The sequence below is a fragment of the Anaerolineales bacterium genome, assembly GCA_015075725.1.
Taxonomy (GTDB): domain Bacteria; phylum Chloroflexota; class Anaerolineae; order Anaerolineales; family Villigracilaceae; genus Villigracilis.
In genome coordinates, this window is sequence record JABTTV010000001.1 from 970,961 (window position 1) to 992,800 (window position 21,840).

20 protein-coding genes are annotated in these 21,840 nt (G+C 53.7%); 3 read left to right on the forward strand and 17 right to left on the reverse strand.

Annotated elements, in window-relative coordinates:
* Positions 1-382: 382 nt before the first annotated feature.
* The 11 genes from HS100_04685 to HS100_04735 form a co-directional block, all read right to left on the reverse strand.
* On the reverse strand, positions 383-1,891 hold the full coding sequence (locus tag HS100_04685; protein MBE7433188.1) for a glycosyltransferase family 39 protein: 1,509 nt from the start codon (positions 1,889-1,891) through the stop codon (positions 383-385).
* A 104-nt stretch (positions 1,892-1,995) separates the two neighbouring features.
* Positions 1,996-4,401, reverse strand: coding sequence for an FtsX-like permease family protein (locus HS100_04690; GenBank protein ID MBE7433189.1), 2,406 nt, complete (start codon positions 4,399-4,401; stop codon positions 1,996-1,998).
* Between the two features lie 27 nt (positions 4,402-4,428).
* The gene (locus HS100_04695) at positions 4,429-5,571 is read right to left on the reverse strand and encodes an ATP-binding cassette domain-containing protein (GenBank protein MBE7433190.1); all 1,143 of its coding nucleotides are present in this window, start codon (positions 5,569-5,571) and stop codon (positions 4,429-4,431) included.
* Between the two features lie 98 nt (positions 5,572-5,669).
* Positions 5,670-6,593 carry a hypothetical protein gene (locus HS100_04700; protein MBE7433191.1) on the reverse strand — a complete coding sequence of 308 codons (924 nt, stop codon included), beginning with the start codon at positions 6,591-6,593 and terminating at the stop codon, positions 5,670-5,672.
* Between the two features lie 23 nt (positions 6,594-6,616).
* Entirely contained in the window at positions 6,617-6,904 is a 288-nt protein-coding gene (locus tag HS100_04705) for a superoxide dismutase (protein MBE7433192.1), read from the reverse strand.
* Between the two features lie 8 nt (positions 6,905-6,912).
* Positions 6,913-7,368 (reverse strand): hypothetical protein, encoded by a 456-nt coding sequence (locus HS100_04710; protein ID MBE7433193.1) that lies wholly within the window; start codon positions 7,366-7,368, stop codon positions 6,913-6,915.
* Positions 7,369-7,490: 122 nt separating this feature from the next.
* The gene (locus HS100_04715) at positions 7,491-8,456 is read right to left on the reverse strand and encodes a DUF2807 domain-containing protein (GenBank protein ID MBE7433194.1); all 966 of its coding nucleotides are present in this window, start codon (positions 8,454-8,456) and stop codon (positions 7,491-7,493) included.
* Positions 8,457-8,470: 14 nt separating this feature from the next.
* A complete protein-coding gene (locus HS100_04720) occupies positions 8,471-9,031 on the reverse strand; it encodes a hypothetical protein (GenBank protein MBE7433195.1) in 561 nt (186 codons plus the stop codon).
* Between the two features lie 18 nt (positions 9,032-9,049).
* Positions 9,050-9,436: a response regulator transcription factor gene (locus tag HS100_04725; protein ID MBE7433196.1), complete on the reverse strand. Its 387-nt coding sequence runs from the start codon at positions 9,434-9,436 to the stop codon at positions 9,050-9,052.
* A 109-nt stretch (positions 9,437-9,545) separates the two neighbouring features.
* Positions 9,546-10,172 carry a response regulator transcription factor gene (locus HS100_04730; GenBank protein MBE7433197.1) on the reverse strand — a complete coding sequence of 209 codons (627 nt, stop codon included), beginning with the start codon at positions 10,170-10,172 and terminating at the stop codon, positions 9,546-9,548.
* Positions 10,173-10,221: 49 nt separating this feature from the next.
* Entirely contained in the window at positions 10,222-12,192 is a 1,971-nt protein-coding gene (locus HS100_04735) for a PAS domain S-box protein (protein ID MBE7433198.1), read from the reverse strand.
* A gap of 529 nt (positions 12,193-12,721) precedes the next feature.
* Between HS100_04735 and HS100_04740 the strand changes: the two genes are divergently transcribed.
* The 3 genes from HS100_04740 to HS100_04750 all read left to right on the forward strand — a co-directional run bounded on the left by HS100_04740 (position 12,722) and on the right by HS100_04750 (position 18,720).
* A complete protein-coding gene (locus HS100_04740; protein MBE7433199.1) occupies positions 12,722-14,896 on the forward strand; it encodes a diguanylate cyclase in 2,175 nt (724 codons plus the stop codon).
* Between the two features lie 372 nt (positions 14,897-15,268).
* Positions 15,269-18,394, forward strand: a complete 3,126-nt coding sequence (locus tag HS100_04745) for a PAS domain S-box protein (GenBank protein ID MBE7433200.1) — start codon at positions 15,269-15,271, stop codon at positions 18,392-18,394.
* Positions 18,395-18,492: 98 nt separating this feature from the next.
* A complete protein-coding gene (locus tag HS100_04750; GenBank protein ID MBE7433201.1) occupies positions 18,493-18,720 on the forward strand; it encodes a hypothetical protein in 228 nt (75 codons plus the stop codon).
* A 94-nt stretch (positions 18,721-18,814) separates the two neighbouring features.
* Here HS100_04750 and HS100_04755 read toward each other — a convergent pair whose 3' ends face one another.
* The 6 genes from HS100_04755 to HS100_04780 all read right to left on the reverse strand — a co-directional run bounded on the left by HS100_04755 (position 18,815) and on the right by HS100_04780 (position 21,822).
* The gene (locus HS100_04755; protein MBE7433202.1) at positions 18,815-19,639 is read right to left on the reverse strand and encodes a hypothetical protein; all 825 of its coding nucleotides are present in this window, start codon (positions 19,637-19,639) and stop codon (positions 18,815-18,817) included.
* On the reverse strand, positions 19,623-19,898 hold the full coding sequence (locus HS100_04760; GenBank protein MBE7433203.1) for a hypothetical protein: 276 nt from the start codon (positions 19,896-19,898) through the stop codon (positions 19,623-19,625). Before HS100_04760 ends, HS100_04755 begins: the two co-directional genes overlap by 17 nt.
* Entirely contained in the window at positions 19,885-20,550 is a 666-nt protein-coding gene (locus tag HS100_04765; protein ID MBE7433204.1) for a DUF998 domain-containing protein, read from the reverse strand. The genes HS100_04760 and HS100_04765 overlap by 14 nt, the downstream gene beginning before the upstream one ends.
* Before the next feature lie 58 nt (positions 20,551-20,608).
* On the reverse strand, positions 20,609-21,193 hold the full coding sequence (locus HS100_04770; protein MBE7433205.1) for a helix-turn-helix domain-containing protein: 585 nt from the start codon (positions 21,191-21,193) through the stop codon (positions 20,609-20,611).
* 108 nt (positions 21,194-21,301) lie between these two features.
* Positions 21,302-21,478, reverse strand: a complete 177-nt coding sequence (locus HS100_04775) for a hypothetical protein (protein MBE7433206.1) — start codon at positions 21,476-21,478, stop codon at positions 21,302-21,304.
* Positions 21,479-21,522: 44 nt separating this feature from the next.
* A complete protein-coding gene (locus tag HS100_04780; protein MBE7433207.1) occupies positions 21,523-21,822 on the reverse strand; it encodes a hypothetical protein in 300 nt (99 codons plus the stop codon).
* Positions 21,823-21,840: the final 18 nt, after the last annotated feature.

The window sequence follows — 21,840 nt, forward strand, 5'->3', positions numbered from 1 at the left end:
GGACAACATCGCCAAAACAACATTTGGATTCAACTGGTTCCATGGAATGACGCCAAACTTCTATCCAGGGAGTGTCTAACATCCGACACATCAGATTATGTCGTTTTGAGGAGGGCGGCAGCCCGACGAAGCAATCTTCCCCTAGAGTCTTAGATAGTTTCGCCCTATCAGGCTCGCAATGACATTTCCTATCTTTGATATTGGACGCTCCCTCTGTTCAATTTCCTGCTTAATGTATCGATATCCCGTCCCAGACATTGACAAACACCCTTGCCACTCCCAGGCTCGTGATGACGTGATATTAAAATCCGGGTTAAAGATGCCAGCGCTCTACCGCCAGAAATTCAGCGGCAACCCAAATTATAAACAACATCAGATCAGGCTATTGAAACCACCGCATTTCCTGCCACATCTCGCTCCACGGTCGGCGCGGCTCGCGGCAAATGTATAAGCCTGTGTGGAAGGTCGTCTCTTCGTTCTGCACGTTATAAGAATTTGTCACCGTGCCGCTGTATTCGCACGACTTGAAAAAATGCCTTGCATAATCACCTTCAAAACCGACCACGATTACAGTTTGAGGTTCGGGATTGCCGTAGCCGCGATACCACATGCTGTTCGTGCCTGTGATCATACGCGGCAAGCCGTACTCATCTCCGTATAAATCGATCGCGCCCGCTTCGCCGTAGTTGCCCGCCAGGATCACTGTGCGCGGTTTTTCGGATTCAGGAATCGCTTGATATATCTCCGCGACCTGCCTTGTCAAATCTTCCCAGCCAACCATCTCGACAAACAGATCGCCGCTCACATCGGATCGGAAGTCCCATAATGTGGAATTAATTGCCCCGATCGGTTTCATCAGGATAACCCCGATCAGACCCCCGAGGACCTGCATCGTCCACAATACGACGTATCCAAGCTGACGTTTTTTCCCGCCAAGCCTCTCAAACCAACTCTCGAACCAGATACATCCCGCCGCCATCAACATCACATACGCGGGACCCGTGTAATAGCCGCGTCCCTGATTGATGAGGAACAACACGAACGTAACAAGGAACATCCAACCCAACGTGCGGAAGCGTTTCATCGAAGCAGAGAACAGGCACAGGCTGAGTCCGACCGTCCACAAGGGGATGGAGAAGGAATTGGTCGTGAGGAAAAGCTGCTCGGGCAAAAAATCATTCCCGCGTCCCCATGAAACATCCCGCGCATGTATCGAAGCGAGATATTCCAACGAGATGAAGTCGTGTTGAATTTGCCAGATGAGATTCGGAAGGAAGATGAGCAGCGCCAAAGCCGCGCCAAGATATAACCACTTCGTCCTTAGATACTTTCGCGCAGGCGTAACCAGCACTGCCACAATCAGTCCCACAACAAAGAACGCCATCGTGTACTTGGTCATCATGCCGAGACCAATGCCCGCGCCGATGCCGAGCCAGTAACGAGGGTCGTCGGTAGCAAGTAAACGAACCATGAAGAACGCGACCAACACCCACCATAAATAATCGAAAGCGAAGTACATGATGACCGTGCCGCCAAACAGGGACATGGGGGCGATGAAAACAGTGAACGCGGCAAGGATTTGCGCGCTGCGCTTGCCGCCCATGTCTCGCGCCATCAGCCCTGCAAGGATCATCGCAGCGCCTTGCGCAATGGCAGGCAGGACGCGTAATCCGCGTAACGATTCGCCGAAGATTTCCAGCCCGATGCGCGCAAAGAACGGCGTGATCGGTGGATACGAAACGTATCCCCAATCCAATCGGCGTGCGTTCATGATGAAGTCGAGTTCATCGCGATGAAAACCATATTGTCCATTGAGGGCAATATGGAAGATGACCGCGACAAGTGCCATAAAGAGCAGGGTGAGATTATCGGTTTTTTGTTCGTTGAACATAATCTTTTCTCGTTATTTTTATCTTGTTGAAACGTCGCCGGGCAATGAACCGTCCTTGAAATACACCGATGTGAGCGCCCATGCACAGTCCCATGAGTCGATTATTATGCGTACGCCAGACTTTCCCGCACGCTGATCCGGGTCGCTCCACGCGCGGGCATGATGGAAGCGAGGATCGAGATCAAAACGATCATCCCGAGCCAGTCTAAAACTGCCGCCCAGTTATATTGATAATCCAGCGTCGCGCCGAACATGATGTTGCCCATCATGCGCGCTACAACCGGGCTGACCAGAATGGATATGGGTGCCGCCACAATCCAACTGATCACACCCTGCAGGACACCTTCCATCACAAAGATTCCAAGAATGGTGCGGGACCGCGCCCCAACGGCGCGCAAGACGCCGATCTCCTTTGTTCGTTCGATCACGCCGATGGAAAGTACCCCCATCAGGGCGATCGCGCCGACAATGGCAACAATGACCGACAGCGCCAGCAGCATCGACGTGACGATACTGAACGACCACTCGTTGGTCGCGCGCGCATCTGCTTGAGTCTGGCTGGAGGAAACCTTCATGCTGTGTCGCTCGTAGGTCTCCTTCAAGTTTTTGGTCACCTCTGCTGTGAACGCGCCATCATGTTCGGTCGTGCGGACGACGATCCATGCCGCCTGATTGTGTTTCTTGCTGATCTTGAAGAGGGTCTCCTCTGGAGCAAAGAGGATCACCGATGTAAATCCGCCGGCAAATACCGGCTCATACAACCCGATCACCTGCCAGTGTTCACTGCCTAATGTGCCAATGTCGATCGTTACAATATCGCCCACTTCAATATTGTTATCCTCCGCCATCTCGCGGGGGATGACCACCGCCCGGCCATCTCCCGGCTCAAACCAGCGACCTGCGATAATCATTGGTTCAAAGAAGTCGCTCCCCGCGGAATTACTGCGGATGGTTGAACTCAGGCCCGCTTCTTTGACAAGTTGACCCTCGACAAATAGATTCGCCTGCTGGATGAAACGGATCTCCGCTTCCTCCACGCCGGGGATCGACTTTGCCAATTGGATGGCGCGGTCCGCCCTCTCGTTCTGTTCGAACTGGATGGTTGTATCGAAACGCATTCGTCCGTAAAAATTATCAAGGGTCAGGTCTAGTGACGAGTTGAGACTCATCACCATGAGAAAAGATACACCCGCCGCGATCAACACCAATTGGGTCATGATCAACCGCCCACGATGACGGAGCATGTTTCCAAGCGCCGTCGCATAGTGCGAAGGTAAAAGCCGTTCACCGATGGACTCCACAAAGCGGACCAGCCTCCCTGCGCGATACCAACCGGCGATCCCGTAGCTTGCAATTGCCTGCCTGACGGTGATCGCCGCGCCTTTTAAAATGGGAGGCAATCCCGCGAGCAGGGGCGCCAGAATGGCAGACAACGCCTGCAGAACGACCGCACTCTTGGAAATCTGGAACTGTTCGAAATCAATATTGAACAGGTTGAGGAAGGTCTTCGTCATTGAGTAAGCCACCACCATCCCCAAAGGGAATGCAATGACGAATGCCAGCATGCCGTACACCAGCGCGTTGATCAGATACATGCCGACGATCGAAGTCGTTTTTCCCCCGATGGCTTTCAGGATGCCGATCTGATTCGTTTGCTGCGTGATCAGGTTCGAGATCGTGTTAAAGACCAGGATGGCGCTGATCGCCAGGCAGATGAGCGCAAGCAGTTTTTGTATCTGGGTCACCGAGTCGAAGTACATCCGCCCCCAATGTTCATCGGGATCTTCATAACTGAAACCCATTACATTGATGTCCTGCTTAGCCAGTTTTTCCTTCATCGCCGTGGCGACCTGTTTTGCATACTCCGCGCTGTAGGGTGTGACGCGCGCATAAAAGTTATTGAACGTGCCTGGTTGAATGCCGAAACGCTGCATCCCCTCCGCGCTCATGAAGAAGAATGCCAGGTCCATGAACTGAGGCGGGGGGACAAAAGGATGGCGGATCAGACCCGTTATGGGAAAGACGCGTTCCTTGTCGCCGATCTTGATGATGACCGAATCGCCGACCCCGACATTCAGAAATTGCGCCGCCATGCGCTCCACGCTCAAATCATTTTTCCCGTCGGGCCACTCCCCGCCGCGCAGTTGGAGCAGTTCGTATTTTTGCGCGTCGTAGTCATCGCGCATTTGGATCACACCCTGCCGCCATTCATCTTCCGATTTAAGTTTATAAAGAATGGAAACGGCATTGTACGGCTCCACATCTTCAACTCCCGGCACATCGCGCAGGCTGAGGATCGTTTCGCGGTCGATCGGGGCGTACAATCCCACATTGATGTGTGTGGCGCGAACAGCCCGGTGCGATTCGTTCATGGTCGTCAGGAGCATGTCGCTCATTCCGAACATCGACCCGACCGCGAATACGCCCGCGGCAATGCTCAACACGGCAAGGAATGTGCGCGTTTTATTGTGCCAGATATCGAACCAGATCTTGTGCCAGATGACACTCATGGCATTCTCCAGGAAATTGCGGAGGGTCTATCTCTTTGGTTTCCGCATTCCGACATTTTCATCCTCGTGGCGATCGGCAGCAAGGTGCAGCGCTTCACGCGTCGGTTCGGATTCATTTAAAATGGCGCCGAGCGAGTCATAGTCGAGAGCAAGCACCTCGACCGGGCACGCGGGACAGGCGCGAACGGAAGCGCGGCTGCGCCGTTCATGAAAGAATTCCATTTCACCGAAATATTTTCCAGGACCCAGTTGAACCACAACGACATCCGATTGATTTTCGCGCGGCAGGATCACATCCACCGTGCCCTTGGAAATGACGTAGAACGCGTCGCTGTTCTTCCCCTCGGTGAGGATCATCGCCCCGGGTTCATAGATGCGGGATCTCAATTTGTGCGTGGCGAGGAGAAGCTGTTGGGATGTAAGGGTTGGCAGCGCCTTGGCAATGTATTCATTGACGATCTCACCGTCCGCGATCAGTGCAGTGCGGTGTGCATGCCTGGCAAGGCTGCTGTCGTGTGTGACGATGATGACGGTCTTGCCATCCGCCACCAGTCGATTGAAAAGGTCGAACAAGGTTGCGGCCGTCTTGGAATCAAGGTTGCCCGTCGGTTCGTCGGCGATCAGGATGGGCGGGTCGTTTGCCAGCGCGCGCGCCATGGCCGCCCGCTGTTGCTGACCGCCGGAAACCATGCTTGGCAATTTATGCATGTGTTCCTCGAGACCGACGATCTCCAGAAGATGCTCCGCGCGTTCACGCCGTTCGCGCGCTCTATATTTCCCAGCCAGGTCCATGGGTAGGATCACATTTTGCTTGAGGCTGAGCGCGGGAAGTAATTGGAAAAATTGGAAAATAATGCCCAAATTCTCTCCCCGCCAACCCGCCAGTTGATTCTCATTCATATCGTGAATTGCGCTTCCATGCACATAGACCTCGCCTGTTGTGGGGCGGTCGATGCCGGTGATCATGTTGAGCAGGGTGCTCTTTCCGCTTCCGGATTTGCCGATGATGCTCACGAACTCTCCGGCATTGATCTGCAGGTCGACGGATTTCAGGGCATGGTAATCACCGGCGGGACTTTGGTAGAACTTGTCAACCTCACGCAAGTCCACCATGGGCGGATTCGCATCGCTCGAAGGCTCGAGGTTTATACGATCGGTCAGAATGGACATCTTGCATCTCCTCACTCCAATCATACGGATTTTAGGAAAACACTCCCCCTGCCAAAGGGAGAGTGTATTGCTAGCCAAGTGGATAGTTCGATCGACCCCTAAGGATTCACCCGCATGGACTGGATCAATGCGTCCAATTGGCTGAGGGCGGGAGTAAAGGCTTCGGAAGGCGTCGCATTCAACAGTTCCGTGGCCGAGGCGTAATAAGCTTGCATATCCACATTTGGATCGTTGATGTCGGGAAATGCGATTCCTCCCACAGGGACAACTGCCTCAAAGTCACTGGTCTCAGCCAACGCGGGGGCAGTGACTGGCAAAATCGCGATAATGTAAAATTCTCCGTCGTCGGTAAATCCCTGAAAATGGTAGATCAGATCGTAGTTGTTCACCGTTGCGAAGTACTGGGCATATTCGGTCAGGAAGCGCACACCGCTCCCATTTTGAAACGAGATGGTTCGAAAGTTCGAAGCGAAGATCTGCGCCGCATTGAAGAATGGAACCGCAGGAAGTTGGTCGGCGCTGATGGCCATGCCGGGATCATTCATGACGTTGCGCAATCGATGCATACTTTCAAACGCGCCTGGAAAAATCTCGGCATATGCAGTTGCGGGGTACACATAGATCTGCGGCTTGTGGAATTTTTCTTGCAGAACATAATCTTCCAACTCGATTATCGTATGGCCGGGGGTCAACTCCCAGTAAGGAAGGTCCTGTCCGGCGGCGGGCGGCACCTGAAGACCTCGTACACCCTCTGCCAGCGCAGGCGGCAGGTTTATGGTCAGCGGGTCGACGGTTACCATTACAGTTCCAACTTCTGTGGGTATAGCGGTCGCCGGGATGGCTTGGGTCAATGAGATAAAAACCTCGGGTGTGGTTGTGAAAGGCTCGATCGGAACAGGGGTCTCCGCAGCGGCCGGGACCCCGCTGTCAGGTATAAGGTTGATGGCAATATCACAAGCCAGGGTTAAAATGATGAACACGGAAAAGAAAAGCAAGGTTTTTCTCTTTGCATGGTTACGCATGGTCGAATCTCCTTTTTGTTTTTTTACACAAACAATCTCTCGAAGCCGGTATAAGCTTTCAAGGGAATCAACTCGAATGTGATCAACTTATTCCGGACGAACGGCAACGTGGATAACACCTCCCGCGCTTCATCCGTGGTTTGACATTCCAACACCAAAACCGCCTCGCTTCGATCCGCGCGGAAGTATGATTCGCGGACCACTCCAGCCTGAACCAACTCCCAGACCTTTCTCGCCTCGTCTTTGGCATATTGCTGGAACCCCCCGGCTGTTGCATCATCGAGTTCGTGTTCGAGCGCAAGGATCTTCATGTACTTACTTATTCCATCTGCGCCAGCGCGGTAAGAAGCAAAACCAACACACCGCAAACCGCCATCATATGGGTGTGATTCCGAAAACGGACAATCGCTTTTTCCGGGCTGTTCGAACTCATCAACGGACCGACGCGCAGGATGGCGTTGTACCAAAACCCAAGCCCGATCATCACCAGGACGAGAATGTGCTTGACCAGCATCACGATTCCCCAGAAATTGCCGAAATTCATGAAACCAAGATAATCCGGGTCGATCAGCATGAGATGCGTCCCTGTGATCGTGAAGACGATTAACGCGGCGTACATCCAAAAGCGGCTTCGTTTGGAGATTTCGCTGAGCGCTGCTCCATCTTTCGATAGTGCAGGCAGGTAGATTCCAGCGAGCAGGACGAAATGTCCGATGAAGACAACGGTTGCCAAAGCATGAAGCCAGCTGGACAAGGAAATAAAAACTTGTGACATTCATTGATCCTTTTCACCTTAATCGTAACGAAGGATAAAAAAAGACTCCCCCGCCGATGGGAGAGTCTTTACTAGCCGAACGGCGAGTATGTCCGATTGGACGGTGCGGAGGAATGAACGGATCATTTATCGCCGGATTTGCTGACCGTGCCCACGCCGTTTATCTGTTTGCTCACGGACGGCGAGCCGAAGTAATTGACCGAGCCCGCGCCGGAGATCGTCGCGTCGAGTTCATCCTCCACCCAAACTGTGGCGCTTCCAGCCCCGCTTAGGTTGACATCTGCCGTTTGGGTTTGCAAATCCTTGCCGGTGAAACTGCCGAAGCCGCTCAGGTCCAGTTCGAAATTATCCGCTTTCCCAGAGGCAGTCATGCTCCCGGCTCCGCTCAAGTCAACGGAAAATTTCACCGCATCGAGATCATTCACCTTGAGATTCCCGGCGCCGCTGAGCGAAATATCCAATTCGTCGGTCTGGATGCCGCTGATGGTAATCTCGCCCGCGCTATCGAAATCCACTTCATGAAGTTCGGTGACGACGATCGTGATCTTGACGACCCTGGTCGGGTTGACGTGCTTCCCGTCTTCCGCGTCATAATAAATCTTTAGCGCTTCATTCTGGACCCTCGTCCGCAAACCCGGCAGGATGTTGTCTTCCGCCTCGATCGTGACCGATGCGGAATCGCCCTGGGTGACCGTGACCCGGGCCGGATAGTCCAACTCGATGGTTGTGAAATCGCCGACTTCACGCGACTCGGTAACCACGTTCCCAGAGCCGGGGTCACTGGGACCGAAATAAAAACCGTCATTGCCTGCAAAGTACGGCAGGGAGGGTGTGTTCCATCCAAGGTTTGGCGCAAAGTTGATAGCCAGCAGGATGCCTCCGATGACCAGCACGTCCATCAGGATGGAGCTGTATTTCCAAAAGGATCGCAAGATCAATCCCACGCCCGCCGCGATGATCAAATAGGGCCAGATGTAGGTCAACGCCCACAAATTCGAGGCGGGAATGTACTCCGATCTGACCAACAACCAGATCACGCCTGCGCCGATGAGGAACAATGGACCGAATATCGATCGAGGTTGAGACATATTGATTCTTCCTTTCAACTTGCCGGGGGAACCTGCTCTGACGAGTCAGCGTCCTTCTTCCCGCCGAGCAGCCCCGAGCGGCTCAGGATCAAATAGATGCCGAGCAAAATCAACAGGACCGGGAAGATCAGGCCGTTGAACGACGAGAAGATCATTTCGAAGAAAGCGCCGAAGATGATGAACAGGATCAAGCCCACTTTCATCACATTGATGCCCGATTTTTTCTGGCCCTCGTCGCCTGCATACCAACCCATGATGTAGATTCCCACCCCGACGAACATGATGATCAGCGTCCAGAAGTAGGACATGGATTCCCAGCGTTGGGTGATGTTCTGAAACAGCAGCACCAGCCCGATACCGCCGATGATGCTTCCGGGGATGGCGAGACCGGCAACCTGCCTGCCGCCCGCGAACATTCCCACGAAGAACATGGCTCCCAATCCGATCACGATGAAGGGCCACAGAAACCCCCAGTTAAATCCCTGAAAGATCTGCCCGGCCAGCGCCAGAATACCAAAGATGATCAGAAGCGTACCCCCGATCAAAGCGCCGGCGTTGGAACGATTCGTTTGCATTTTCATTCTCCTTTCGGTTTAATTCCTTCGAGTTTGGGTGACTATTGAGTCCCTACGCAAAAACCTGGTTAACGTTGCAATCAATTCTTCAGGCGGCGCGCCCTTATAGATGAAATCCGCGCCTGCCTCTCTTGCCGCAGCCTCGTCACTGGCATTCACACTGAGCAGAACGATCTTCAGGCGTGGATACGCCTTCTGGAGCAGGCGGCAGGTTTCGGGGGCGGGCGAGCCGTAGAGTTGCCAATCGAGTAGAAGCAGATCGGGCGGCGAATCCGCCAGAGTGCGGATCAATGACTCCACATCCCCCACTTTGACGATGCCGTTCACACCCAGTTTGCGGCGAAGCAAAAGGGAAAGGGCTTTGCGGGTTGCGGGGTCGGGATCTGCAATGAGGATGCGAATCATATGAGCCTCGCTTGTAGTCTATGACAAGCGAGGCTCATGAGAAACCGACGATGGTATGGTCTTTACCTAGCCTAGTGGATAGTGCGCCTCATCCCAACGCCGGGGCATGTCAGGCCAGCTTTTGTTCGATCGCCGCCTTGACGGCTTCCACGCGGCTATCCACGCCGAGTTTGTGAAAGATGTTCGAGATATGGAATTTCACCGTGCCGAGACTCACGACCAGCGCTTCGGCAATCTCATTGTTGTTGAGTCCATCCACCATGCATTTGAGCACATCGCGTTCCCGGTCTGTCAGCTGTTCGCCTGCAATCTGTGGTTGGGCAACGGAATTTGCCAGCGCTTGTGTGGCTTCGGGCGAGAGGGTCATGCGGCCTTGGCAAGCGGAGCGGATGGCGTTCCCCAATTCCCTGGCGGTGACATTCTTCTGCAAGTAGCCAATGGCGCCGGCTTGCAATGCGCCCTGCACCATGTTCTGCTCGGCAAAACTGGTCAGCGCGATGACCTTGGTCTGCGGATATTTCTGAATGATCTCGCGCGTGGCAGTGACGCCGTCCTTGCCCGGCATCATCAGGTCCATGAGAACAACATCGGGTTTGTACAGCGACACCTTTTGCAGCGCTTCCTCCCCATCGGACGCTTCGCCGACCAGTTTAAGGTCCTTGTTGACGCCGAGAAATTTCGACAGGCCGCTTCGTACCACGGCATGGTCATCCACGAGAAGGATTTTGATGGCCATTCTTACTCCTTGGGTATTTGCTTCGACTTTTCCGATTCGCGCAGGCGGTTTACAAAACTCGCAATTTGATATTCGGATTCTTGTTCCAGGTCATTTCCACGCAGGTCCCCGAACCGATGGTGCTGGAGATGGACAGGTCGGCTCCGATGGCTTCAGCGCGTTCGTGCATGATGCGCATGCCGAGGCTGGTCGGTTTGCTGGCAGCCATGTCGAAGCCGATGCCGTTATCGCAGGTTTCGAAATGCACCGATGAGGGTGAAACGAATAATTTAACATCCACTTGGGTTGCCCGCGCGTATTTGAACACATTGTTCAGACTTTCCTGGGCTACACGATAAAAAGCGACCTGCACCTCCGGCGGGAGTTCGGACTCGCCTTCGACGGTCAATTTGATCGGTAACCGCGAACGGCCGATGAACGCTTCGCATAATTGCTTGATGAGATCGACAAGCCGCGTTTGGGTCAGTGTGGCGGGACGTAGTTCGAGAAGCAGCGTCCGCATTTCAGCCAGAGCGCCGCGCGTCAACTGGCGTAGTTCCTCCGTGGACTTCTTCGCCTCCTCCACATCCACTTCCCACAACTCGGGCAGTACCTCCGCTGTAAGGCTGGCAGAGAACAATGTTTGGGTCACTGCGTCGTGCAGGTCCCGGGCAAGGCGGGTCCGTTCCGCGGTCACGGCCTGGTCTGCGGCATTTTCGGCAAGCTCCTCTTCGATCTTAAGGCGTTGTTCGATCTCCTTGTGCAATCGTTGATTCGTTTCCTCCAGTTCGTGCGTTCGTTCAGTTACCCGCTTTTGAAGGGTGAGAAGATATTCCGCTTCCTGTTCCGCCAATCGTTCCGCTGTATGTTTTTGTTCCGTGATGTCCTCGATCATGCCTATCAGATATTCGGGCTTTTTACCGGCATTGCGGACATTCGTATATGTCACCCGACCCCAGAAAAGGGTGCCATCCTTGCGGATAAATCTTTTTTCAATTTGATACCGGTCGATCTCTCCCCGGGTCAGTTTCGCAAACAATTCATTGTCGAGAAAACGGTCATCGGGATGCGCCAACTGGGTGGGATCGATCGTCATCAATTCATCCAGGGGGTAGCCCGTGATGCGCTCGGTTGCCTGGTTGATCTGCAATATTCTCCGATCCATGCCCATCAACGCCATGCCGACCGCTGCGTTATCGAACATGGCGCGGAAACGCGCCTCCGATGACCGCAGGCGTTCGGTCGATTCGCTCAATTCGGCAAGCGTCCGCTTATGTTCGCTGATATCCTCGACCAGGGCAAGGATGTACATGGGACGGCCGTCGAAACCCTTGACCGCTGAAAGTGTCGAACGAGCCCAAACCCAGTGGCCGTCCTTATGTTTGTATCGTTTTTCCACCTGATACGAATCGCGTTCGCCAGAAATCAGTTCCAAGAACAATATCCGATCAATATCACGGTCTTCCGGATGGGTATGTTCGATCACATCAAGATTCCGAAGTTCGTCTTCGCTGTAACCGAGCAGACCCCTGGCTTGCAAATTTCCCCGAATGACCCGCCGCTTCAGGTCCATCATCCCAATGCCGATCGCCGCACTGTCGAACATGGCGCGAAAACGGGCTTCTGATTCCTGCAATGCCAGCGTGGCTTGTTTGGATTCATCGATATCCTCGACCATAATGACCAGCTCGCGCGGTTTTCCTCCCTGCCCAGTCACTGCGGATATCGTCTGCCGCACCCAATAGATCTCGCCGTTCTTGCGCACGAAGCGGCTTTCGGATCGAAAGGTATTGCGTTTTCCCTCCAGCAATTCCTGCATGGGGGCGAGCGCAAGGCTGCGGTCTTCGGGATAACTCATTGCCAGACCCGGCATATCGAGCAGCTCCCGCTCGCTGTACCCCGTCATGCGGACGATCGCCGGGTTGACCATGCGCGGGAAGCCGTCCAACCCCACCAACGCAATGCCAATGGCGGAATTTTCGAACATGGCGCGGAAACCCGCCTCAGCTTCCTGCAACTCGGTCAACAATTTATTTTGCATGGTCGGTTTCCTGCACGCATCTTAATCATTCTAGCATCCGTTCTTCCGAATCCGACAATAATGATGACATTCCGCAGGCAGGAAAGGACGATGTTCATGACGCGATTCCCGGCATTCGTTTTCGGGACATCTACATGTTCAACAATGACGTCATCGTCTCTCCCATATTTCATCCTAACGAAACGCGGGAGAATAAATCACCGGGGGCGGAAAGACCAGTTCTGCAATCAAGAGGGATAATTCCGACATCCTGGGAAATATGAATTTGATGAAGAACGCGCCAAGCAGGAGGAGTTTCATGCGGATACCTTTTGATACCCACATTATGGTTCCAACTCCGAATTTCTCAGTCGTTTTCCAACCCAAACCCCCTCCAGTTTTCCACCAATCATGAGTTTGGGAATCCATCCATGATTGGGCATTGTAGTTACAGTTTTGCAATATGCCTGCCCTGTTATGAACGATGGATTCGTTGTATAAATGAATCCATCGTTCAATGGATGGACGTCCATCCCGAAAGGCGATCGCCATGAAAACGAATCGCAAACCAGTGCGCACAAATCGCGAGAAGCAGATGGGAAAGCCCCGTTTCTTCGAAGGGATCCTGCAAGCCTCCTCGGACGGTATTCTTGCGGTGAACCTGGATAACGAAGTCCTGTTTGCCAATGAACGCTTCGTTGAGATGTGGCGCATCCCGCGGGAGTTGCTAAAGAGGAAGGACGATGCGCTTCTGCTCGAATCCGTTCTCGATCAATTGTCCGATCCGCAGGAGTTCCTCTACAAGGTGCGGGAATTGTACAACTCGGCGGTTGAGAGTTTCGACACGCTGTATTTCAAGGATGGCAGGATATTCGAGCGTTTGTCGCGCCCGCTTCTGGATGGATCCGGATTGCAGGGCAGGGTTTGGTCATTTCGTGACATCACCGAGCGCAAGCGGGCGGAGGAAGAAACAAGGGAGGCTGAGGAACGATTGGAACTTTTCTTCTCGCAATCCCTCGACGGCTTTTTCTTCATGATGCTGGACGAACCCCTGCGGTGGGATGACGGCACTGACAAAGAGCGCGCCCTCGACTATGCCTTCTCGCATATGCGCATCACCAGGGTCAACGATGCCATGCTCCATCAATATGGCGCAACCAAGGAACAGTTCCTCGGGCTGACCCCCAACGATTTCTTCGCCCACGATCCGGCGCAGGGAAAAAGCGTCTGGCGCAAGTTCTTCAATGAGGGGCGCCTGCATATTGAAACAGACGAACGCCGCTTCGATGGAACGCAGATGTGGATCGAGGGCGATTACATTTGTATGTACGACGCGGCTGGTCGCATCACCGGGCATTTCGGCATCCAGCGCGAGATCACGGACCGCAAACGGATCGAGAACGCGCTGGCGTCTTCGGAGGCGGAACTGCGCGCCTTGTTTGCCTCGATGCATGACGTGGTGCTGGTCATTGACCGGGAAGGGGTCTACCGCAAAATCGGTCCGACGAATCCCGGCTTACTGGTCCGCCCGCCCGCGGAACTGCTCGGGAAAAATCTACGGGACGTCTTTCCTTCGGGCGAAGCGGAACTTTTTCGCACAGTCGTGGAAAGGGTCCTGAAAACGAACCAGGTCGCGCACATCGAATACGAACTGCTCATCAACAGCCAGCCCTTGTGGTTTGAAGCCACCATCTCACCGCTGGATGCGGATAGCACGTTGTGGGTGGCGCACGACATCACACATCGCAAAGAAATAGAGGAGGCGCTGCGGACCGCCGAGGCGAATTATCGCGCCATTTTCGAATACGCAACCGTGGGCATATATCAATCCACACCCGGGGGGAAGTCCCTGAAAGCCAACCCGATGATGGCCCGCATCTTTGGCTACGATTCACCCAAGGATTTCATCGAAGGCATATCGAGCATGGAAGCGGATTATTACGTAGACCCGGCTGACCGGAGGGAATTCCAACGGCGGATTACAGAGGAGGGCGAGGTGCATGGGTTGATCAGCGAGAACAAACGCAAAGACGGCGGGCGGATCTGGACACAGGAAAGCGCCCGAGCAGTGAGGGATTCTCAGGGGAACATTTTATATTACGAAGGCTTTGTCACTGACATCACTTCGCGCAGGCAAGCCGAGGAGGATTTGAGTCGCGCAAGGGACGCGCTAGAAGAAGCCAACCGCGAACTGCAGGATTCACTAGAGCGCGAAAAACGTCTGTCTTGCACCGACGGATTGACCGGGCTGTACAATCACCGCCATTTTTTCGAACTCGCCGCGCGCGAATTTCATGCCGCTTTACGGCATAGACGCCCGCTCTCCTTCCTGATGTTCGACATGGACGACTTCAAAAAGGTCAACGACACGCTTGGGCACGCCGCGGGAGACGATCTGCTGTCGCAGGTGGCGCGCGCCGCCTTATCGCAAGTGCGCGCCTCCGATGTGATCGCGCGCTACGGCGGGGACGAATTCATCGCCCTGCTTCCCCACGCCAGCGCGCAACAGGCGCTTCCGGTCGCGGAGCGCATTCGTGCCAGCGTGACTTCCCTGCGCATCGAGGGGATGGAGAAGAATCCCGAGATCACACTGAGCATCGGCATCGCCGAGTTGGTGCGCGAACCGCCAGACGAGAACGTCGAGCGCGTCATCCAACGCGCAGACGAAGCGCTTTATGCCGCCAAAGCACAAGGGCGCAACCGGACTGTGGTCTACGATGCGTAATGGATCGCCTTCACCGTAGGAGGCGGATTTACTGAAGGCTTCTTTTGAACATCAAGGAATCATGTCCTTGGCTGACGCAGCACAGTACTTACGTTAAAATGAAATAAACAGAAACCTGACACACCAAGCTGGTATGCCATTCAAGACAAAGCGCAATGATGATAGTAAAGCCTGCTCGAATTTCGATGGGAAACGAGGGAAATCGCGCGTCACCGCCCTGCGAGTCGGTGCGGATGCTCCTTGCGAATATCCGATAGGAGCAAGACATTGATTCCCTTGACTTTAGTACTGGCGATTTATTCCGCAGGCAATGACAAAACGAAGATGCTGGGTTTGCATCTTGGAGGCCTTTGATGGAGAACAGGTCTATTTATGACCAACAGAAATGCTCGCTTCAGGGCAAACCGGATAACAGGCTCTGCCATGAGTGACGGACCCGGCAATCTATTCTTCAACCACAATCCCCTGCCGATGTGGGTCTATGACCTGGAAACATACCAGTTTCTGGAGGTCAACCATGCGGCAGTGGAAAAATACGGGTGGTCCGAAGCCGAATTTCTGTCCATGACCATCAAGGATATCCGCCCGACCGAAGACGTTCCCCGGTTGGTCGAAAATGTCGAACACGTCACGGAAGGTCTCGATGAGGCGGGAGTCTGGCGGCACATCAGGAAAGACGGCAGCCTCATCTTTGTGGAGATCGTCTCGCACACTCTCGAATACAAAGGCCGCCACGCCGAACTTGTAGTCGCCATGGACGTAACCGAGCGAAAACAGGCGGAAAAGGCTCTACGCGAGAGCGAGGAACGATTCCGCTCTTATATCGAAAACGCCAATGACAACATTTTTACACTCGACCTCCACGGGAGGATAACCAGCGCAAACCGGGCAATGTACGAAAAGCTCGGCTGTACTGAATCGGAGTTGCTGGGCAAGTCCGCGCTGGAGTTGGCTGCTCCCGAGTGGCGGGCGGAGATTGCGCATGCTTTGCAACGCATCTGGGTCGGGGAATCCATTGAAGAAGTCGAACTCCCCATTCAAACGTTCGATGGAAAAACCTTCATCGTACAGATACGCGGACGCGCCATTTACAAAGATGGAAAACTCGTTGAAACCCTTCACATCGCCCGCGACGTGACCGAACAGAAACGGGCAGAACAGGAAATTAAAAACAACGAGGAACGCTTTCGAGCCCTGATCGAGCACGGGCGCGATAATATTTCCCTGTTGTCGGCAAGCGGCGAATTGCTGTGGGAAAGCCTTTCCGCCTCCAGCACGCTCGGATTCGCGCCCAACCAGTTTGTTGGACGGAACATCTTCGAACTCATGCACCCTGAAGACCTTGCATGGACCCAAGCCATGTTCGAGCAGGTCGTGCAAACGCCGGGCGAGAGCAAAGAGGGCATCTTCCGCCTGCGCCACAACGATGGTTCCTGGCGGTGGATCGAAGCCACCGCCACAAACCTGCTCGAAGAATCTCACGTGCAAGCGGTCGTTGTCAATTACCGTGACATCTCTGCGCGTAAACAGGCCGAAGCCTCCCTGCGCCTGCGCGGAGCCGCACTGGAAGCTGCCGCCAATGCCATCGTCATCACAGATACAGAGGGAATCATACAATGGATCAACCCGGCATTCACCCGCCTGACCGGATATTCGATGGAGGAAGCCGTCGGCAAGAACCCACGCATCTTAAAATCCGGCACACAAAACGAAGCGTTTTACAAGGAACTCTGGGATACGATCCATGCCGGCAAACCCTGGCATGGCGAGTTGACCAACAAACGCAAGGACGGCTTGCTCTACCACGAAGAACAACTCATTACCCCACTCATCGATTCGACCGGACAGATCACGCACTTCATCGCCATCAAGCAGGATATTACCGAGCGCAAACGGACGGAAGCTGAGATCCGCCAGCGTGTTCGCGAATTGGAGACTGTAAATCGTATCTCCATTGCCTTGCGGGCGTCGAGCAATCAAAAACATGCTCTGGCCATTTTGCTCGAAGAAATTATTAACGTATTCGACACACGCCACGGGGTCATCAGTTTGTGGGATCCAGAAACTGAACGATTGAATCAGGTGATCGCCCGCGGCTGGCTTGCAGAGATAACAGAACGCCCAATTCGATCTGGAGAAGGGATTTTTGGGATTGTTTTCGCCAGCGGGGAAACCCACGTTTCGACCGAATTCGCCAGTGATCCGCTTACACTGCCTGAGTCCCGCCCGCTTCTTCACCCTGGGTGGGGAGGCGCATGCCTCCCGATCCGTTCCAATGAGAAAATCCTGGGCGTGTTGACCCTGGCCCTTCCCAGCCAACGTGCATTTCGCCGGGAAGATCTCCGCCTCCTCCAAACGCTTGCTGAAATGGCTGGAACAACCTTACATCGCATGAGCCTGAATCAAGAGGTGCGACTTCACCTGGAAAGACTTCAATCATTGCGTCAGATCGATATGGCTATCACCGGCAGTTTTGACCGCCGTACCACTCTTGAAACCATTCTCACCCAGGTCATTTCGCAACTTGAAGTCAGTGCCGCCGATATTCTTATGCTCGACCCCAAAGTGAATGCAATGCATTTGGGAGCCTATCAAGGCTTCACCAACCCTTTGGACGAATTAGTATATGTCCCGATTGGTGAGGGCTTTGCGGGCATCGCTGTCTCGGAAAAACGGGCAGTCAACGCCGACATGGAAACTGTCCGCCGCGTTCCCGAGTTTTACCATCTTTGGCAAAGGGAGGGATTCTCCAGCTACTACGCTGTTCCGTTGATCGCAAAAGGCCACCCGATCGGCGTTCTTGAAACCTATCAACGGAGTACGATCACGCCCAACAAGGAATGGTTCAATTTCATTGAAATGATCGCCGGGCAGGCGGCCATTGCCCTCGAGAATGCCGGATTGTTGGAAGACCTGGAAAGTGCGAACGCCGAGTTGATGCAGGCATACGACTCCACCATCGAAGGATGGTCCCACGCGATGGATTTGCGCGACAGGGAAACCGAAGGACATACCCAGCGCGTCTCTGATCGGACCATAAAATTGGCGCGCCAAATGGGTATTCCCGAAGCCGACATGATTCACATCCGCCGCGGCGCGCTCCTGCACGACATCGGCAAAATGGGCATTCCCGATGACATCCTGCTCAAACCCGGTCCGCTAACCGACGAAGAATGGAGCGTCATGCGCCGCCATCCGGAATACGCTTACGAGATGCTCGCCCCAATCGAATACCTGCGCCCCGCGCTGGATATTCCCCATTACCACCACGAAAAATGGGACGGCACGGGGTACCCGCACGGGCTGAAAGGCGACGAGATTCCCCTCGCTGCGCGAATCTTCGCCATCGCAGATGTGTGGGACGCCCTCACCAGCGATCGTCCCTACCGCCCTGCCTGGAGTCGTGAACAGGCGTTTGAATACATTCGGGAACAATCCGGGAAACACTTTGACCCCCAGGTGGTTGAGGAGTTTTTCAAAATCATCGGGAATGTATAAAATCCTCTCACTGCAAGTGACTGTAGTTTCGAAAGTGACACTCACCAGTTCTACCAACAGGTCAATCGAGTCATCCAACCCAGAGTGAGAAGCCAACTATGAACTTGAACCCATCCTTTGTCAAACCACGGTACGACTTCGGCGGCTTTGCCGGTATCCCGAATCGAATCAAGGAAGCGTTCGCATCGCGTAAATGCGACACCGTTGTACCCTTCTTCATGGATGCCTTCGGCTGTCAGGGTCGAGTTTCTCCGGGTTGGGGATCGCAAACCACCGCCAATAATCCAGGCGTGAAACGTGCCAACTGCGCCAGCGGCGCTGATTAAGGATCGTCGCGCGGAGCAAAACTCGCGATGACGTCAATAGTCTTCTTCGTTCCGATAGTTGCGTAATGTCAGTTTCATTGTTAAAGCATCCTTGTTATGATTTTGCCGACACCCCGCGCGCAAAAAGTGCAAACGGGATGAAGCAGATCGTCCCCATCACGAAGATCACGATGACATCAACCAACGCAAATGGCGTACCGGTAAGGAATGGCTGCAATAGCAGGAGGGCGATCAATGCGATGAACAACATAGAGCCCTGAAAGAGCAATCCCATACCTGTGACATATCCCAATTCTTTGCGTTTCCAAAGCATGATGCCGCCAATGACCCAGGCGGGCGTGGTGAGAAAATCTGCGATATTGACGGCGAGTTCCGTTTCTGCGGGCGGGGTTCCGCTGGTAAGCGCTCCGGCCATCACACCGATCACACGTAAAAGGAAAAGGATGCCGAACCCAGCAAGGACGCCGCCTCCGAATCGTTCATGGACCGAGCCGCTGAGCCTTTGTTGGACGGCTTTCCCGTTAATGAGCGCGACGAGGGCAACAAGCGCGTATACGGAAAGCATCATCAGGATGAGATGCATTGGAAACATCCAGTTGAACGGCATGGCGAAAACGTAGGCGGTGTAGTTGTAAAACACGAAGAACAGCGCGCCGGGCCAGCACAGCAAGCCGATGAGTTTGCCGCGCCATGCCAGCCACATCGAGCCGAGCAGGATGGGCAACCCGACAAGAAGGTTTACCACATCATTGGGAATGAACGTTCGCGCCAACTCCTCTGTCGGGTAGATGATGGTGTTGTATTGAAGACCGATCACCGAGGCGATCAACATCAAAATGGCGATGATGAATGAAAAGATGTAGTATGGCGCAAGTTTGCCCTTGATGAGCAGGGTGAGTTGGTCATTCCTTGTGTTCATTATCGCTTCTCCAGAGTGTTCCTATCCATGCTCCAAGTCGGGCAGTGTAGACGACGACATTGTATGAACTTCCCAACAGGAGCAGGACGACGGCGGGAAACAAAGCCGCGAAACCTGCTATTCGATTTGCTGATATGGTCATAACGGCAGATGCCAGAAAAAACAACCCAACGATCAAGATCAAACGACGATACATCAGAATGAGATAAACCAAATAATATTCGAGCCGCTCAAGCGTCAGCCGCCTACGATTGGACACGATCTGTTCTCCCGAGTAGAATGCTCTGCGCCAGCACCCAGGTAATTGAGGTGAAAAACGCCAGCCATTCCCAGATGACCGGTGTTGCCCGGCTCACCACGCCTTGCTCAAGCAGCACCACCAGAGTCACAAACACGAAATAGACAATGACCATCGCCAGGCTCAACAGCGGCAAGCCCCGGGGGATGCTTTTCAGCGACCACTCCTTGATGAAGATGATCGTTTGAAGCACCACCACGCCGAAGAAATACAAGCCGATGCCCGTTTTATGGACGACGGGAGATACACTAAAAGGAGTGGCGGTCATCAACGCGGTTCCGGCGGTGGAAAAGAAGCCGATGATGAGGGTTGCAATGGCGAATGCTTTGCCTGCGCCCAGTTGCTGGAGCCGCATGACCAGCAACACCAGCACAAGATAACGAATGGGAACCGCGATGAGCGTGCCCGAATTCCAGATAATCTGCGACCAGCCGGGCGTATCGCTCATGTCGCTGAGGTAAGTAGTCAAGGGCGAAAAATCGGGGTGATCGGGGAGATAGGCGATGACCATTCCGACAGTGATCAGAATTGCCCACGTCCCGCCGAGGATGCCGACCAGTCTCAACGCGGAGGGAATATGGATTGTCATATTTCTTACAGTTTGCACGGACATAAATGACTCCTTTTTTATAGTGACAGCCATCTTGCAGATGACTGTCACCTTGTTGGTTTCACTTTACAAATGAAATGCTCAGCGCATAGCGGATGGGTTTATCCGACAACGCGCGCATGGCATTGACCACACCCTGATAGGCGCAGAATATCCCGATGAAAATGAAGGGAAAGATGCTGAATATTCCAATAGTTGAAGCCAATACCACAAATCCCTCTCCCTTATCCATGCTCAGCAGGAGCAATGCGGGCAGGCCAACAAGCATGAAGAACAATGCGGCGAAGAGCGACAGCGTCATGGTGATCTGGAAGTTGAGCACGTGGCGTCCATGTTGGTCAATCTTGTAGGATTGGTTCTTCTTCCACGACCACAGCAGCAGCGGGACGATGAGGATGCAGAACACACTGCTGAGGTGCAGAATCGTCAGCCAGAGATTCTCGTTGGTTGGATTCTCCCCGCCAAAGTCGAAGTCGAGCGCTTCGCCGAGGCAATGAAGGGTGTAGGCGCGCGGATCCACTTCTCCGCTTTCGATGCGCTGGATGGTGCGGGCGCTGACTTCACAGCGTTCCGCCAGTTGTTCCTGCGTCAGGTTTTTTTGCTGGCGCAGTTCCGAGACTTTGAGTCCGAGTTGAGGTTGGTTCATTATTACTCCTTACTGGTTTGACGCCATTATCAGGAACAGGACCCAAAATTACAACGTCGTGCGCACGACATCCATACGACATATACCTTTTATACACGACACTCTCATTCAGACAATCTTTTCGACGATGAGCAGAAAATCCACCAAAGCGCCGCTCGGGAACCAGGTGACGTTCGGGATGATGGAGATGATCTCGCCTTCCAAACTGTTCAGGAATTGTTCCAACTTGCTTTGATCGGCGGTCATGCGGAGGTTAAAACGATGGACGCGATATTTTGCCGACATGTCGAACTCCTATCTTTTACTATGTCTGAGAGTTGAGCACATCGTTAAATAGCTTTAAGGAGGTATATCACGATGGTGATTGCGACAAGCAAGGTTGTCAATACCACGCCAATGAGGATGCCTCTTCGTCGTCTTCTCTTCTCCTCCTCCGTGAGCGGACGGAGTTCATCCTTATGCCTTTGTTCCAGCGCCGTACCAATGGCGGCGCCTAAGGCAATTCCGACACCGATGCCAACGCCGAAGTTATCGAAGATCGGTCCGAGTCCCGCGCCGAACGCTATTCCAATGCTTATACCGATTCCCATCCAATATCCTTGTCGATGTTTTTTTTCATTTTTAGACATATCATATTCCTTCTTGTT